Source organism: Ciceribacter thiooxidans (assembly GCF_014126615.1).
Taxonomy (GTDB): Bacteria; Pseudomonadota; Alphaproteobacteria; order Rhizobiales; family Rhizobiaceae; genus Allorhizobium; species Allorhizobium thiooxidans.
Map to the genome: position 1 here is coordinate 1,250,041 of NZ_CP059897.1, position 16,122 is coordinate 1,266,162.

The 16,122-nt window shown below is 64.5% G+C and carries 12 protein-coding genes; 6 read left to right on the forward strand and 6 right to left on the reverse strand.

The genetic code is table 11. From position 1 onward, the window contains the following. Nucleotides 1-13: 13 nt before the first annotated feature. Nucleotides 14-1,471, forward strand: a complete 1,458-nt coding sequence (locus H4I97_RS23895) for an NAD-dependent succinate-semialdehyde dehydrogenase (protein ID WP_182308172.1) — start codon at nt 14-16, stop codon at nt 1,469-1,471. Between the two features lie 24 nt (nt 1,472-1,495). Here the strand turns inward: H4I97_RS23895 and H4I97_RS23900 are convergent, their stop codons facing one another. Together H4I97_RS23900 and H4I97_RS23905 are read right to left on the reverse strand one after the other, a co-directional pair. Beyond that, nucleotides 1,496-2,449: a pyridoxamine 5'-phosphate oxidase family protein gene (locus H4I97_RS23900; protein ID WP_182308173.1), complete on the reverse strand. Its 954-nt coding sequence runs from the start codon at nt 2,447-2,449 to the stop codon at nt 1,496-1,498. 12 nt (nt 2,450-2,461) lie between these two features. Beyond that, on the reverse strand, nt 2,462-3,073 hold the full coding sequence (locus tag H4I97_RS23905; RefSeq protein WP_182308174.1) for a glutathione S-transferase family protein: 612 nt from the start codon (nt 3,071-3,073) through the stop codon (nt 2,462-2,464). Nucleotides 3,074-3,190: 117 nt separating this feature from the next. Here H4I97_RS23905 and H4I97_RS23910 point away from each other — a divergent pair, with 117 nt between their 5' ends. Continuing rightward, nucleotides 3,191-4,096 (forward strand): LysR family transcriptional regulator, encoded by a 906-nt coding sequence (locus tag H4I97_RS23910; RefSeq protein WP_182308175.1) that lies wholly within the window; start codon nt 3,191-3,193, stop codon nt 4,094-4,096. Between the two features lie 9 nt (nt 4,097-4,105). Here H4I97_RS23910 and H4I97_RS23915 read toward each other — a convergent pair whose 3' ends face one another. From H4I97_RS23915 to H4I97_RS24840, 4 genes are all read right to left on the reverse strand, one after another. Then, on the reverse strand, nt 4,106-5,380 hold the full coding sequence (locus H4I97_RS23915; RefSeq protein ID WP_182308176.1) for an NAD(P)/FAD-dependent oxidoreductase: 1,275 nt from the start codon (nt 5,378-5,380) through the stop codon (nt 4,106-4,108). Between the two features lie 16 nt (nt 5,381-5,396). Next, a complete protein-coding gene (locus H4I97_RS23920; RefSeq protein WP_182308177.1) occupies nt 5,397-6,065 on the reverse strand; it encodes a haloacid dehalogenase type II in 669 nt (222 codons plus the stop codon). A 258-nt stretch (nt 6,066-6,323) separates the two neighbouring features. Then, complete coding sequence (locus tag H4I97_RS24835) at nt 6,324-7,850, reverse strand: autotransporter family protein (RefSeq protein WP_210297108.1); 1,527 nt, start codon at nt 7,848-7,850, stop codon at nt 6,324-6,326. A gap of 2 nt (nt 7,851-7,852) precedes the next feature. After that, nucleotides 7,853-10,678, reverse strand: coding sequence for a beta strand repeat-containing protein (locus H4I97_RS24840; RefSeq protein WP_210297109.1), 2,826 nt, complete (start codon nt 10,676-10,678; stop codon nt 7,853-7,855). A gap of 493 nt (nt 10,679-11,171) precedes the next feature. Between H4I97_RS24840 and H4I97_RS23935 the strand changes: the two genes are divergently transcribed. The 4 genes from H4I97_RS23935 to H4I97_RS23950 all read left to right on the forward strand — a co-directional run bounded on the left by H4I97_RS23935 (nt 11,172) and on the right by H4I97_RS23950 (nt 16,033). After that, nucleotides 11,172-12,008: a GNAT family N-acetyltransferase gene (locus tag H4I97_RS23935; protein WP_182308178.1), complete on the forward strand. Its 837-nt coding sequence runs from the start codon at nt 11,172-11,174 to the stop codon at nt 12,006-12,008. A gap of 13 nt (nt 12,009-12,021) precedes the next feature. Next, nucleotides 12,022-13,398: an aspartate aminotransferase family protein gene (locus tag H4I97_RS23940; protein ID WP_182308179.1), complete on the forward strand. Its 1,377-nt coding sequence runs from the start codon at nt 12,022-12,024 to the stop codon at nt 13,396-13,398. Nucleotides 13,399-13,636: 238 nt separating this feature from the next. Further along, nucleotides 13,637-14,350 (forward strand): HAD-IA family hydrolase, encoded by a 714-nt coding sequence (locus H4I97_RS23945; RefSeq protein ID WP_182308180.1) that lies wholly within the window; start codon nt 13,637-13,639, stop codon nt 14,348-14,350. Nucleotides 14,351-14,422: 72 nt separating this feature from the next. Then, the gene (locus H4I97_RS23950; RefSeq protein WP_182308181.1) at nt 14,423-16,033 is read left to right on the forward strand and encodes an ABC transporter substrate-binding protein; all 1,611 of its coding nucleotides are present in this window, start codon (nt 14,423-14,425) and stop codon (nt 16,031-16,033) included. The last annotated feature ends 89 nt before the right edge of the window (nt 16,034-16,122 follow it).

Genomic DNA, 16,122 nt, shown 5'->3' on the forward strand with positions numbered 1-16,122 from the left:
ACGGATGACCACCATGAAGACCCTCAGGGACAAAGATCTTTTCCGCCAGGCCGGCCTCATCGGCGGCAAGTGGTGCGCGGCGGCCTCCGGCAAGGTGATCGAGGTCATCGATCCGGCGACCCAGGAGATGATCGGCACGGTGCCGGACATGGGAGCCGAGGACACCCGCGCGGCAATCGCCGCTGCCGGCGCCGCCTATCCCGCCTGGCGCGCCAGGACCCATGCCGAACGCGCGGCGCTCATCGAGAAATGGTACGCGCTCATGGCGGAGCACGAGGCCGACCTCGCGCTGATCCTCACAACCGAGCAGGGCAAACCCTTAAGCGAAGCCGCCGGTGAAATCCGCTATGGCGCAGGCTTCGTCAAGTGGTTCGCGGAAGAGGCCCGCCGCATCGGTGGCACGACGATCCCCTCGCCGACGCCTGACCGCCGCATCGTGGTTCTCAAGGAGCCGGTCGGCGTCTGCGGCATCATCACCCCGTGGAACTTCCCCAATGCGATGATCACCCGCAAGGTCGCGCCTGCGCTCGCCGCCGGCTGCACGGTCGTCATCAAGCCGTCCGACTTCACGCCCTATTCGGCGCTCGCGATCGCGGTGCTCGCCGAGCGTGCCGGTATTCCGGCCGGCGTCATCAACGTGGTCACGGGTCTGCCATCCGAAATCGGCGCCGAGATCCTGGAAAACGAGACGGTGCGGAAAATCTCCTTCACGGGATCGACGCGCGTCGGCTCTCTTCTGATGCGCGGGGCCGCGGATTCTGTGAAGCGCCTGTCGCTCGAGCTCGGCGGCAACGCCCCCTTCATCGTCTTCGACGACGCCGATCTCGATCTCGCAGTCGAAGGTGCGATCACGTCCAAGTTCCGCAACGGCGGCCAGACCTGCGTCTGCGCCAACCGCATACTGGTCCAGTCCAGTGTCTATGACGAATTCGCCGACAGGCTCACCGCCCGCGTCAATGCGATGAAGGTCGGCCCCGGCACGAAACCGGGCGTCGCGATCGGACCGATGATCAACCAGGCGGCGATCGAGAAGATCAACCGGCACGTCGAGGACGCCCTGTCGAAAGGCGCTCAGATTGCCTCGGCCGCCACAATCGACGGTCTCGGACCTCAGTTCACGGCACCGCTGGTGCTGACGGGTGCGACGACCGATATGCTGCTCGCCCATGAAGAGACCTTCGGTCCGGTCGCGCCGCTCTTCCGCTTCGAAACGGACGACGAGGCGATCCGGATCGCCAACGACACGCCGTTCGGTCTCGCGGCTTATTTCTACACCCAGAGCCTGAAGCGCTCCTGGCGCGTGGGTGAAGCGCTCGAAGCCGGCATGATCGGCCTCAACACCGGGCTGATCTCGACCGAGGTCGCTCCCTTCGGCGGCGTGAAACAGTCCGGTCTCGGTCGCGAGGGCGCCCAGGCCGGCATCGAAGAATATCTGGAAATGAAAACCTTCCACATCGGAGGGCTCGCCTGAACCGGTCCACCTGCCAGACGGTCGTCACTTCGCCCATTCACCAGTTGCCTGTGAGAACGGCGACCACTCGGTGAGTTCATGGCGAAGTGGCAGCGCATCATCCCTGCGGATGACGCGTTTTGGGCGAAATCGCCAGTACCGTTCCGCGCCGGCGACCGAAACATCGGCCAAGTCGTCCGGCAGCAATTCGGCCTCGCCCGTCATCTGTAGCAAGGTACCAGTCGAAAAGTCCGTGAAGACCAGCCCGGCCCGCGGATTGACGGCGATGTTGCCGAGCGTGTTGAAGAAGCGATTGCCGGCAAAATCCGGAATGGTGAACCAGCCGTCGTCGCCGACGCGAACGAAACCCCGCCGTCCGCCGCGATGGGAGACGTCCACCTGGCGACGACCGTCTATGTCGGCATAGGTGCCGACGAAGAACGTGTCCGCGCCTTCGACGAGGCTTCGGGCGACCGGGTCGAGCCCGGCGCTGGTCACCGGCCGTGCCGCCGACGGCATTACCGGATCGCGGACGAAACGGGGCTCCCGAAGCTGGATATACTTGGGACAGTTGCCGAAGCTCTGCTCCACGACGACATCGAAACCTTCTTCGTGGCGGTGCACGGTGCCGTTCAGTCGGTTGCGACGGCGGGTCGTCAGGTCGATCCCGAGAAGGCCGATGGCTGCACCATCCTCCATGCCGGCGTCGGCAGGGTCCGCCGGATCCCGCGCGAATTCGATCGTCAACCGGTGCGCGTCGCGCGCCCGGAGGAACCCGGGGTGACCCGCCCGCAGGGTCGACCAGACATGCCCCTCCCCATCAACGGCCGCGAGCACCACCATCGGCAGCAGCGGATAGAATTCCCGGTGCTGATCAATGAGATGATCGCGCAGCACACGGCGGCCGACCTCGTCCATGCGCGTCGCCACGCCATAGCGCCTCTGGAGGGCAAGTTCGCCCTCGTGCCAGGGTGAACCGAGGAGCGCAGGGTCATCCATGGCAATCTCCCCTCAGGCATCGATCCCGATCGGCGTCTTCTGGAATTCGACGAACCCCGGCAGTGCCTCGATGCGCCAGAGCCACTGGCGAATGTTCGGATAGGGCTTAAGGTCGACATCCCCTTCCGGCGCCCGCTCGACATAGCTGTAGAGAGCGACGTCGGCGATCGTCGGATGGTCGGCCGCAATCCACTCTCTCCCGCCGAGCGCGCCTTCGATCAGGGCCAGGATCGCATGCGAACGGGGGATGACTTCCTCCGGCCGATAGGGTGCCTTGAAGACATTGATCAGCCTGGCCTGCGCCGGGCCGTGGGCGATTTGTCCGGCAGCCACCGAAAGCCACCGCTGGACCGCAGCAGCACCGGCCGGGTCTTCCGGCAGCCAGTCGGTCCTGCCCGTCTTCTTGGCGAGATAGACAAGGATGGCGTTCGAATCGCAAACGATTGTCCCGTCGTCGTCGAGAACGGGAACCTGCCCGAACGGGTTGATCGCGAGGAACGTCTCCGACTTGTGCTCGCGCTTGGCGAGATCGACGTTCTGGAGCTCATGCGGGATGTCGAGCAGTGAAAGGAAGAGCCGTGCCCTGTGAGCGTGGCCGGATAGCGGATGATAGTAGAGCTTCATGTCGGGTCTCCTGCAAACGACGATGGCGCAGAGTGATTGTTATTTTCGATGTTGAGAACTATCGTTATCGACACTGGACTATTGCATTGAGTGGAATGATGCGCGGGAGCTTCAGGTATGGATCGCTGGCAAGCGATGCGGATATTCACCCAGGTGGTGGACTGCGGCGGTTTTGCACCGGCCGCGAGACTACTGCATATGAGCCCGCCGGCCGTGACCCGTGCGGTCGCCAGCCTGGAGAAGCACATCGGCACGCGGCTCCTCGTCCGCACGACCCGGTCGCTGAAGCTGACCGCCGCCGGTGAAGGCTATGTCGCCGACTGCCGGCGCATCCTGGCGGAAATTGCCGAAGCCGAGGCGAATGCCGCCGGGAGTTTCACCCGACCTGCGGGCTTGCTCACGGTCACGGCGCCGACGCTCTTCGGCCGCATCCATGTGTTGCCGGTGGTTCTCGACTTCCTCGATCGCTACCCGGCCATGCAGGTGAAGACGGTTTTCCTTGACCGTGTGGCGAACCTCGTCGAGGAGGGGCTGGACGTCGCGGTGCGGATCGCCACCCTGCCCGCCTCGGGCCTCGTCGCGCGGCGGGTCGGGTCTATCCGTCAGGTTCTTTGCGGGTCACCCGATTACTTCAGCCGTTTCGGCGAGCCGCAAACGCCACAGGACCTTGTGCACCATCGGGTCATCGGACGCGACGGCCTTTTCGGCCATTCCGAATGGTTGTTCGGGCGTGACAACGACATCCGCGTTCCGATCGCTCCCCGTCTCATCTGCAATACCAATGATGCGAGCATCGCCGCAGCTGTCGCCGGATGGGGTATCTCCCGCTTCCAGTCGTATCAGGTAGCGGCAGATGTCGAGGCCGGGCGGCTTGAGGTCGTCCTTGCCGATTACGAGCGCGAGCCGGTGCCGGTCCACATCGTGCATGCCGAAGGGCGCATGGTGTCGGCACGGGTGCGTGCCTTCGTCGACTTCGCCGCCGAGCGCCTGCGGCATCGACCGGGCGTCAATGCCCTTCCGTGAGTCCCACCTTCAACGGATCCTGTCGAGTATCTTGTAGTAGAGGCCGACGAGCGGCAAGAACCACGGCTTGCCGAAATGTCCCGGCACCGCCGGCCAGTCGAGGCCCTTCAACGGGTTGCGGTCGTCCCGCCCGAGCATCGCATCCGCCATCACCATGCCGAGATGGGTGGAAAACTGCGCGCCATGGCCGGAATAGCCCATCGCATACCAGAGGCCGTCATGGTAGCCGGCCCGCGGATAGCGGTCTCTCGTCATGTCGACCAGCCCGCCCCAGCAATAGTCGATCTCGACATCTGCGACCTGCGGGAAAATCCGGGCGAGGCTTTCCCGCAGGATCTCGCCGCTCTTCTGATCGGAGCGCTGGTCGGACGTGGCGGAGAAGCGGGCGCGCCCGCCGAAGATCAGCCGATTGTCCGGCGACAGCCGGAAGTAGTTGCCGATATTCATCGAATTGACGCAGGTGCGGTTACCCGGCATCGTCACGGCCACTTCCTGATCGGTCAGCGGCCGTGTTGCGATGATGAAGCTGCCGACGGCGATGATACGGCGGCGAAAATAACCGAAACTCGGCGTCGTATAGGCTCCTGTCGCGACCAGCACCTGATCGGCCGTGACCGTTCCGCGCGTCGTCTGCAGGATGTGACGCGCACCGGCCGTGCCCTGATCGATGACCGCTGCATTCTCGTAGATCACCGCGCCGCGCCGGCAGGCCGCATCGGCAAGACCGGCCGCATAACGGCCCATGTGCATCATGGCACTCTTCTTCGAGAGCATCGCGCCGTGGAAGAGAGACCCGACCTCGTTCTTCAGGTCGGCGGCCGAAAGAAGCGCCGTGTCGGGATCGACCTCGCTGTGCACGGCCTCGAAATTGCGGGCGATGGCCTCGAAATGCTGCGGCTTCGAAGCCAGTTTCAGCTTGCCGGCACGGCGGAAATTGCAGTCGATGCCTTCCACGGCGACCAGTGCCTCGATCTCATCGACGGACTCGTCGAGCGCCCTGTAGAGCGCGATGGCCCGCTCCTTGCCGAGCTCCGCCTTGGCGGCGAGATAGCTGTGGGCGAGACCGTTGTTGAGATGTCCACCATTGCGACCGGATGCACCGGAGCCGACGCGTTCAGCCTCCAGCACGACGACCCGCGCGCCGCCCATGGCGAGCCTTCGGGCCGCGGCCAGTCCGGTGAAGCCGCCGCCGATGACTGCGACATCGAAGTGACCTTCGACATCTCCTTCGGTTCCGCCGGCGAAGGCGGGTGCGGTGTCATGCCAATAGGACAGGTATTTCATGGCATCTCCGCCTCGCCTAGAGCCCGACCACGCCAGGAAGTCCGGAAATGTCGGAGATTTCCACGTAACCGTAAAAGGGATTTGCCGGCTCGTGTCCACGATTGACCCACACCTTGTTCTTGATGCCGAGGTCGTGGGCGGACATGAGATCGTAGCGGAAGGACGAGGAGCAGTGAAGAATGTCTTCCGGACCGCAGCCCAGCATGTCGAGCATGTATTCGAAGGCCTTGAAGCGCGGCTTGTAGGCCTGCGCCTGTTCGGCGGTATAGACGGCGTGGAAGGGGGCGCCGAGCTTCCCGACGTTGGACATGATCTGCGCGTTCATGGCGTTGGACAGGATGACGAGCGGAATTTCCTTCGCCACTTTCGCAAGCCCTGCCGGCACGTCGGCATGCGGTCCCCAGGTCGGAACCCGCTCGTAGACCATGCGCGCATCCTCGTCCTTGAAGGAAACATGGTTGCGCTTGCAGCTGCGCTCGAGTGCATTGTGCACGACTTCGGCGTAGGGCTTCCAGTCGCCGAGGATTTCGTCGAGCCGGTAGGCGGCGAAGTTCCTGATGAACTCCAGCATCTTCGGCTCGTCGAGCCGATCGCCGTAAAGATCGCGCGCGGCTTCCGCCATCTGGAAATTGGTGAGCGTGCCGTAGCAGTCGAAGGTGATGTATTTCGGGCGGAAGGTCGTCATGCGGGGCATCCTTTGAGAAAGCGGCGCGGGAGCCGGATCGGCTATTGGGATCATCATAAGCCGCGTTCAGGCCGCCAGCCCGACTGAATTGCCGCGCCTCGAAGCAGAATATTCTGTATGCGGAGCATCGGCTGGCAGATGGTTGCGACAGGTCGCAACGGCCGAGAACAGCACATGCCAATGTTTGCAGATTTCCATCCCGTCGGATCATACGGCCGCGGCGCCGGTGAAGCGCCACGCCTTCCACGACAGGACGTATCAGAACCGCACGTCGATCCTCGCCTTGAATCCGTGTTCCCGAGCGTCGGCTGCGATCTGGCCGTTGTAGGAAAGTCCGAGCCTGGCGCCCGTGGCGATATCGAAATCGAGACCTGCCTCGATAACGGCGGCGTCCTCGGCAATCGGCGTACCCGCAACTGTGAATGCATCACCACCGGCAAAGGCCTGCGTCGACTGAGGCACCGTGTCGCCGAAGGCATGTCGCCAGCCGAGCGTGCCGTGGGCTCGCAGATCCGGCGCACCCAGGTCCGACGCGACGCGCAGTCCGATCGTGGTGAAGGTCGTTGCGGTCGACTGGGCACCTGCCGCCAGCGCCGCCGCGCCGCCATCTTCGCTGAAGGCGCCTGTGCGGAGATTGACATGTGCAAGGCCGGCGAAGGGCTCGAAGAAGCCGTTGGCAGTGTCGATCCGGTATCCCGCTTCACCGAAGGCCTGGAAGGTGTGGGCATCATAGGCGGCGGACAGGCGATCGGAGAAGCCGTTGAAGGCGACGGAGCGATCGGTTCCGATGTCGTGCCAAGTATAGGCCAATCCACCTGTAAACCGGAAAGCATCCCAACGGCCGCCGCCGTAGGCTCCGATGTGATAATCGTCGCTCGAACCGGAAGATGACCTGTCGTTCGACGCGAAATAGGTGTGGCTGTAACCTGTCAGCAGGCCGACCCGGACGTCGGGAGAAAACGCACCGTCAATGCCGGCGAGAAATCCTCCGATCGAGCGATCAAGTGCAGCAGCATTGCCGTCGCCGTCCGAAGAGCCCCAGGCGCCGAAGGCGTGGCCCCACGCAAGCAGTCCGTCGGCATCGGCCGGCGCAGAGTGCAACCCGACAGGCCCGTACGCCATGGTCTGCATGGAGGATGAGGGAACGCCGGAGAATGCAGCCTGCAGGCGTTCACTGACGGAATCGCGCACGAAATGGCTCTCCTCAATCAGTGCCGTCTTGGCCGAGGCATGAATCTCGCCGGAAAGCGCGTCGAACGCCTGGCCGATCAGTTCCTCGTCGTCAGGCAGGATCGCGACCGCACCGTAGATTTCGGAACCGAGGCCGAGTCCCTCGACGCCCGCAGCGGTCGCCTTCTGGTTCCTGGTCCTCGCCTTGTCGACAAAGTCTATGTCGTTGCGCGTCAGTTCGAGATAGACGTTGTTGGCGTCATAGCCGAGCTCCGGCGTGAGAAAAGCATAGTTCGAGACGACATCGCCGAACGTGCCGTCGATACCGCCGTCGGCGGTCAGGATGACATAGGTGGAGAACGGCCGGTAGCTCCCGGTCATGCCGACATGGGCGACGGTGGCACCATTCAGATAGGCGGTTCCTGTCGCGTGAATGAGGTCGCTGTCAGTGCTTGCCGGATCGACTTCCACTTCATAGCTGGATGCGGCGTCGAAGACCACGTCGCCGACGACATTGATGGTTCCAACCGAGTTGCCCGGCGCGATCGTCGCGCCGGCGCCGAGTGTCGTCGTGCCGACCGTGCCCGACCCGCCGAGCGTCGCGCCGGAGAGCACGTCTATGGCCCCGCCGAGGACGGTCGTTCCCCCGTCAGACCGACGCTCAGGAGCCCGCCGGCAACGGTGGTGGTGCCGGTGAAGCCCGACCCGTCCCCGGTATAGAGCAGCGCCCCGTCCCCGCTCTTGACCACGCTGCCCGAACCGGAGAGCGTGCCGCCATATTGGGCGTCCGCCTGCTGGGAGAAAGTGAGGTTGCCGCCGGCCGCAATCACCGCATCGCCGGTGAAGCGCTCGGCCGCAGTCGTCAGCCCACCGTCGTCGATCGTCCAGTCGAGGGATGAAGTCCCCGCGAGCGTCAGCGTTCCGGCACCCTGCTTCACCATCGTCCCGCTCGTGCCACCATAGCCCGAGATATCACCGGCGAAGCTCGCGTCGGCGCTCTGGTCGAAGATGACCGTCCCCGCATTCCCGATATCGCCGGCAAGCGACGCCGCGTCGCCGCGGAGGGTTCCGGCGGCAACGAGTGTCCCACCGTAGGAGTTCGTGCCGGTCAGGATGAGCGTGCCGGTACCGTTCTTGACGAGTGCACCACCGCCTACGATGTCCTGCGAAAGAGTGAAGGTGTTGTTCTGGTCGACAATCTCCAGTCCGCCGCCGCCCGCTCCCCAGGAAAGGGTCCGTGCCGTCCCGTTATAGCTTGTGCCGGTCACCTTGAGAGTGCCGCCGTCGAAGGCCAGGGCACCCGCGGCATCGCCGAGGTTCCCATCCGCCGAGACGGAAATCGTGCCGCCGAGCAGCCGCGTACTGCCCTGATAGGTGTTGGACCCCGCGAGCACCAGGACGCCGCCTTCGGTCTTCGAGATGCCGCCGGTGCCGGAGATCTCGGTGGCGATTTCCGCCGTCTCATTCGCGAGCACGCGGATTTCCGCGTTGCCGTCCGCGCGCGCCGACCCGTCCACCAGGAGTTCTCCGGCGCCTTCCAGGCGGTAGCCGCCGTCGACGAACTGCAACCCCTTGAAGCTCTGCGTGCCGGTCACGGTGATCGTGCCGCCGCTGAAGCCGCCGGGCTCGTTCTTGAACACCGCCGTATTTCCCGCCCAGGCGACGGGGATCACGCCGCCGGTGCTGAGCCATTTGTCATCGGTCGCGTTCCATGTACCGTTGCCACCCTGCCAGTGCTGCAGGGTGTCGTCGCCGGATGCAGCGATGAACAGGTCGACATTGCCGCCGCCCGCCTGGATCGCGTAGTCCGCCGGATCGGACAAGACTGGCGTCGTGCCGATGACCATCCCGTCGTCGGTCAGTGTCCCGCCATAGGTGATCAGGCGGTAGTACCCGAAGCCGGCCGTCCCGTCTGCGGCATTGCCACTCTGGGAAAGGTCAAGCGTGCCGTCCAGCGTCAGGTCGCCGGTCACGTCGATGCGATCGCTCGTTCCCGGGCTTGCCGCAGATGTTCCGGGGCTGCCGAGTTCATAATCGAGGATCGATCCCGACGAGAGGGAGAGATCGCCGCTCACCGTCAGCGTGCCAACGGAATTGCCCGGCGCAATGACACCTCCGGTGGCCATCGTCGTGGTTCCGACCGTTCCCGACCCGCCGAGGGTCGCGCCATTGAGGACTGTCACGGCGCCTGCGATGGTCGCTCCGGGATGGCTAGCATCACCAATCACGAGCTTGCCGTCGCTGACGGTCGTCAGGCCGGTATATGTATTTACGCCGTTCAGGGTCAACACGCCCGCCCCGGTCTTGGTGAGATCGCCGCTGCCGGAGATGACGCCCGATACGGACAGGGCCGCCACGCCGGCACTGAACGTCACCGAGGACCCGCTTGCGAGACTCACATCGTTGCCGAGTGTCAGGCCCGTATTCTGTGCAGCGATCGTGGCAGAAGCACCCGAGGTCAGCTCGAGATCGCCCAGAAAGGCCGAACCGGTCAGGAGATCCAGCACATTATTGCTACCACCGAAGCGGATGGCGGCAGCACGTGTGACCCCATCACTATTAAGCCCGCCGGCAATGGTTCCGGCATTGGTGATGATATTTCCGTCGTAAGTGGTAACGCCGACCCCGGCCGCCCCATCGCCGGTACCGGCACCGCCGGTGATCGTACCGGCGTTGAGCAGGATACCGCCGGAGCCGGCCATATTGACCCCAGCGCCGCTCGCGCCGGCAGAACTCGTCGAACTGAGTCCGACTGCGCCCGCTCCGCCGATGCCGCCCGTGATCGTCCCGATGTTGGTGACGATCGTCCCGACCCCGAGCATCAGCAGGCCGTCCCCGCCGCCGCCGCCGCCGCCGGCAAAACCGCCGCCACCGCCCGCACCGCCGTTGCCGCCGACGACGCTGCCCCCACTATTAGTGAATTGAGTCCCGGCGCCGTAGATCGCTATGCCGGAGCCGCCACCACCACCCCCGCCGCCGTTGGCGGAGGGGCCAGACGTTCCGTCACCCCCTGCGCCGCCGTTCCCGCCGGCCACGGTAACGCCCGAACTCAGGGAGAGGCTGGTGCCGCCGAAGTAGACGCCGGTGCCGCCGCCGCCGCCACCCGACGCAAAATTGAAGCCGTCGGGCCCGGTCCCGCCATTTGATCCACTCAAGTCCCCGACGATCGAGATCGTCCCGGAACCGTTCGAGAAACCCGCAGAACCACCGGCGCCGCCCGCGTTGTCGCCAGAAGCTCCCGCTCCCCCGGCACCGTTCGTGCCGGGACTGCCCGGGAAGACCACCGTGTCGGGGCCGACCAGGACGCTTGCCCCGCCGCCATCGCCGTTGCCGGCACCCCCGTCACCGCTGCGATCAGTGTAACCAGCACCGCCGGGGGCACTGCAAGCGGCCGTGGCACCGGGCGCGCACGCGGCCCAGGCGGCGTCGGAGCCTGCCAGCAACGCGCCTGCAAAGGGAAACAAAAGGCTTGCAAGAGCAGAGGCGCCGCAGAGAGCACTCGAGGCCTGCAAGCCACGGACACGCGAGTTCGCCGGCGAGCGGCGGGTGCCATCTTGGAAACCGGTTTTGGCTGAGGTTGATTCCCGCACCGCCCGCATACCCGCTGTGAATGTCGGCATTCATCCCCCGGCGTCGAGCTGTGCAATGCGACCGCTGAGCAGCAGCCATTCTTTATTCAGTCACTGCCGATATTCCACAACGGAATGCAACTTTCAACAGCGCACAATTGGATGTCGCCTTCCGACGCAAGTTTCCTGTTCATACTCCGTCGGCGCGACGCCTGCGTGCCTCTTGGATCCCTATCCAGCCAACCGCAGCATAAGATGCGGCGAGCCACTGGTGCTACGGCGGAAGATGTCGGGGCCAGGACCGCCTTCGGACGATCTGCCGGCCCCGAAGCCTCGACACTATGGGCAAGACATGAAGGATCCGCCCATGCGAACATTGCAGACACAGTTGGAGCGCTTCGGAGAGCAGCACCTCGAGGGCGCCTTGCGCCTCTCCCGACAGGCCGGATGGCCACACCGCCTCGAAGACTGGCGACTGGCGCTTTCACTGAGCGACGGCGTCGCCGCCATCGACGGCGATGGACAGGTCGTCGGCACGGTGTTCGCCACCGCATTCAAGACCGATGCCGCCACCATCAACATGGTGATTGTCGACGAGGCGATGCGTGGCCAGGGTCTCGGGCGCAAGCTCATGGATGCGGCATTCCGGCTCGCCGGCAACCTTCCGCTGCGACTCGTCGCGACGACGGAAGGATTGCCACTCTATGAAAAGCTCGGCTTCCGCCAGACCGGAACCATTCTGCAGCACCAGGGCATCGCCGGCGAGATGCCGGCGCCTGCGGGCGTCGAACCCGCCTCCTCGGCGGACCTGACGGCGATCATTGCCCTTGATCGTGCCGCCTGTGGAGCCGACCGGGAACAACTGATCGTCTATCTCGCCACGATTGGCGAGTTTGCGGTCCTTCGTCGCAACGGGCAGGTCGAAGCGTTCGCCGCATTGCGGTCCTTCGGTCGAGGCGAAGTGATCGGCCCCGTCGTCGCGTCGACGCTTCAGGATGCAAAGACCCTCGTCTCACATTTCATAGTGAAACGGCCGGGCCGCTTCCTGCGGGTCGACACCGGCGCCGAAGCCGGGCTCGCCGAATGGCTTGCCGCGCAGGGTCTCGCCCATGTCGGCGGCGGCATCACCATGGCCCGCCCCGTCGAGGACCGTGCCAAGTCTGCGGTCATCACCTTTGCCCTCGCCAACCAGGCCCTCGGCTGATCCGGAGAAGATCATGTACAGCAATTCCCTCATCGAACTCGATCGCGCTCACCTCATCCATCCGGTCGCCTCCTATCGCGGCCACGAGCAACAGGGTGTGCGCGTGCTCGCCTCTGCCAGGGGTGCGACGGTGACCGATGCGAGCGGCCGGCAACTGGTCGATGGCTTCGCCGGACTCTGGTGCGTCAATGCCGGGTATGGGCACGACAGCATCGTCGAGGCGGCTGCCCGCCAGATGCGCGAACTTCCCTACGCGACCGCCTATTTCGGGTTGGGCTCCGAGCCGGCGATCCGTCTCGCCTCCGAACTGGCCGAGCGCGCGCCGGGCGATCTCGACCATGTCTATTTCACCCTCGGCGGATCGGATGCCGTCGACAGTACGATCCGCTTCGTCCGCTATTACTGGACCGCGCGCGGCGAACCCCGGCGCGACCAGTTCATCTCGATCGAGATGGGTTATCACGGCTCCTCCACCGTCGGCGCCGGGCTCACGGCGCTGCCGGCGTTCCATGCCGGCTTCGGCATTCCCTTCGACTGGCAGCACAAAATTCCATCCCCTTATCCTTACCGGAACCCCGTCGGCGAGGATCCGCAAGCCGTCATCGCCGCTTCCCTTGCGGCGTTGCGGGCGAAGGTCGAGGAGATCGGACCGGAACGGGTCGCCGCCTTCTATGCCGAGCCGATCCAGGGCTCCGGCGGCGTCATCGTGCCGCCCCGCGGCTGGCTGAAGGCGATGGGCGATCTCTGCCGGGAACTCGGAATCCTCTTCATCGCCGACGAGGTGATCACAGGCTTCGGCCGGACGGGGCCTCTTTTCGCCTGCAGCGACGAAGGCGTCGTTCCCGACTTCATCACCACCGCCAAGGGTCTCACCTCCGGTTACGTCCCGATGGGTGCCGTGTTCATGGCGGACCATGTCTACCAGGCGATCGCCGACGGCGCCGGCGCCTCGGCAGTCGGCCACGGCTATACCTATTCGGCCCATCCGGTCAGCGCCGCCGTCGGCCTGGAAGTGTTGAAACTCTACGAGAACGGCCTCCTCGAAAACGGCAGAAAGGCCGGTGCCCGGCTGATGGCCGGCCTCGAGGCTCTGAAGGACCACCCTCTGGTCGGCGAGGTTCGGGGTCGCGGCATGCTCGCCGCGGTCGAGCTGGTCGTCGACAAGAAGAACAAGACACCGCTGCCCGCCGAAGCGCAGGCGGCGCGGCGTATATTCGACCGTGCGTGGGAGAACGGACTCGTCATCCGCGCCTTCGCAAACGGCGTCCTCGGCTATGCCCCGCCGCTCTGCTGCACCGATACGGACATCGACGCGATCCTCGAACGCACGGCCGTGACGCTGGACCAGACACTCGAGGATCCGGATGTGCGCCGCGTCCTGAAGGGCTGAGCGCTCCGGGGGAGCCCTGCCCCCAAATGTCGCGGGGGTCGGCAGATTCGCAATTTTGTGCCGCGCCGCTGTGTCTTTTCGGCGGAATCGGTGCGGTGCGAATGCCACACTTGATAAACGAAAAGGCTCGCGGAACCGAACGGCGGGCTCGAAATGAAGGCGAGACAGTCGCCCAAATCGGGAACGGAATAATCTGCCGCAAGCGCGAACGGCGCGCGGCGCAACTGGGGAAACGGACTTGAGCAAGCAACTGCCTGATTTCACGTACATGACCTTCGACGTGGTCGGCACCCTCATCGACTTCGAGGCGGGTCTCAAGGATTGCCTGGCCGGGATCGCCATGGAAGCCGGCGTGACCATCGATGGCGAGGAAGCCTTGGCACTCTACAGGCAAGCCCGCTACTCGGACGGCGCCGATCTCTTTCCCGACGATCTGGTCCGAGTCTATCTCGCGATCGCGCCGACGCTCGGGCTTCCGGCCGAGCGTCGCTACGGCGAGCGACTGCGTGATTCCGCCAGAAGCTGGAAAGCGTTTCCCGACAGCGCCGAGGCGCTTGCCCGCCTTGCGCGTGACTATCGGCTGGTCGCGATGACGAATGCGCGGCGCTGGGCTTTCGACCATTTTGCGGTCGAACTCGGCAATCCCTTCCATGCCGCCTTCACCGCCGACGACACGGGGACCGAGAAACCGGATCCGGCCTTCTTCGAACAGGTGTTCGGTTTCGTCGCTTCGGAAGGTGCCTCGAAGGCGGACATCCTGCATGTCGCCCAGAGCCAGTACCACGACATCGGGATTTCCCGGAAGCTCGGCATAACCAATTGCTGGATCGAACGGCGCCACGCCCAGAAGGGCTACGGCGGCACCGTCGAGCCGGCCGAATTCACCACGCCCGACTATCACTTCACGTCCATGGCCGACCTCGCGGAGGCCGTGGCAACCGCCCGAAAATGACCTGTCCTAAACGCCACGGGTGAACCTGCGAAAGACGGGCAGCCCTCAACCGACAAAAAAAGGGGAAATGACATGAGCGACAAGATTATCAACTGGACCGGAAATGACGACGCGATGGTCGAAGACGCCATCCGTCGCGGCGCGACACGCCGCGAACTTCTTCACATGATGCTCGCCGGCGGCGTTGCGCTCTCGGCCGGCGGCCTCGTCCTCGGCCACGCATCCAATGTTGTCGCCGCCACGCCGACGAAGGGCGGCCATCTGAAGGCAGCCGGATGGTCGGCATCGACCGCCGACACGCTCGACCCGGCCAAGGCGTCGCTGTCGACGGACTATGTCCGTTGCTGCGCCCTCTACAACCGCCTGACCTTCCTCGACAAGGACGGCATCACCCAGATGGAGCTCGCCGAAAGCATCAAGACGGCAGATGCAAAGGTCTGGACGGTCAAGCTGCGCTCGGGCGTGACATTCCACGACGGCAAGACGCTGTCTTCCGCCGACGTCGTCTTCTCGCTGAAGCGGCACCTTGATCCGGACGTCGGCTCGAAGGTCAATTCGATCGCCAAGCAGATCACCGGCATTAAGGCCGTGGACCCGCTGACCGTCGAGATCACGCTCGCCAATCCGAACGCCGACCTGCCGACGATCCTGGCCATGCATCACTTCATGATCGTGCAGGACGGCACCACCGACTTCTCCAAGGGTATCGGCACCGGGGCATTCAAGGTCGAGACCTTCCAGCCGGGCGTGAAGTCCGTCTTCGTGAAGAACCCGGACTACTTCAAGGCCGGCGGGGCCAACATCGACTCCTTCGAGTATTTCGCCATCAGCGACGACACCGCTCGCGTCAACGCGCTTCTCTCGGGTGACGTTCATCTTGCGGCATCGATCACACCGCGTTCGATGAAACTCGTCGAAAGCCAGCCGGGCTTCGTGTTGTCCCAGACGACCTCGGGCAACTACACCGACCTCAACATCCGCCTCGACATGGAACCGGGCAGCAAGGCGGATTTCATCCAGGGCATGAAATACCTGGTCAACCGGGAGCAGATCAAGAAGTCGGTCCTGCGCGGGCTCGCCGAGGTGGCGAACGATCAACCGATCTCCGCCGCAAACATCTACCACAATGCCGAACTCAAGGCCAAAGCCTACGACCCCGAGAAGGCCAAGTTCCACTTCGAGAAGTCCGGTCTCCTCGGCCAGTCCATTCCGATCGTCGCATCGGATGCCGCCACGGCCTCGGTCGACATGGCCACCCTCGTCCAGCAGGCCGGCAGCGAGATCGGTATGAAGTTCGACATCCAGCGCGTGCCTTCCGACGGCTATTGGTCGAACTATTGGCTCAAGGCGCCGGTCCATTTCGGCAACATCAACCCGCGCCCGACGGCGGACATCCTCTTCTCGCTGCTCTACGCCTCCGATGCGCCCTGGAACGAAAGCCACTACAAGTCGGAGAAATTCGACAAGATGCTGGTCGAGGCCCGCGGCTCGCTGGACGAAACCCAGCGCAAGACAATCTATGGCGAGATGCAGGTCATGGTCGCCGAGGAAGCCGGCACGGTGATCCCCGTCTACATCTCGAACGTCGACGCGATCTCCGGCAAGCTGAAGGGCCTCGAGGCCAATCCGCTCGGCGGCCAGATGGGCTACGCCTTCGCCGAATATGTCTGGCTCGAAGCCTGATAACCGCTGAAAACCGGGAAGGCGTCCGTCGCCTTCCCGCCATCGTCACCGATGACGTGTCAGTCTTTTGCCCGTAATCTTCACGGGCC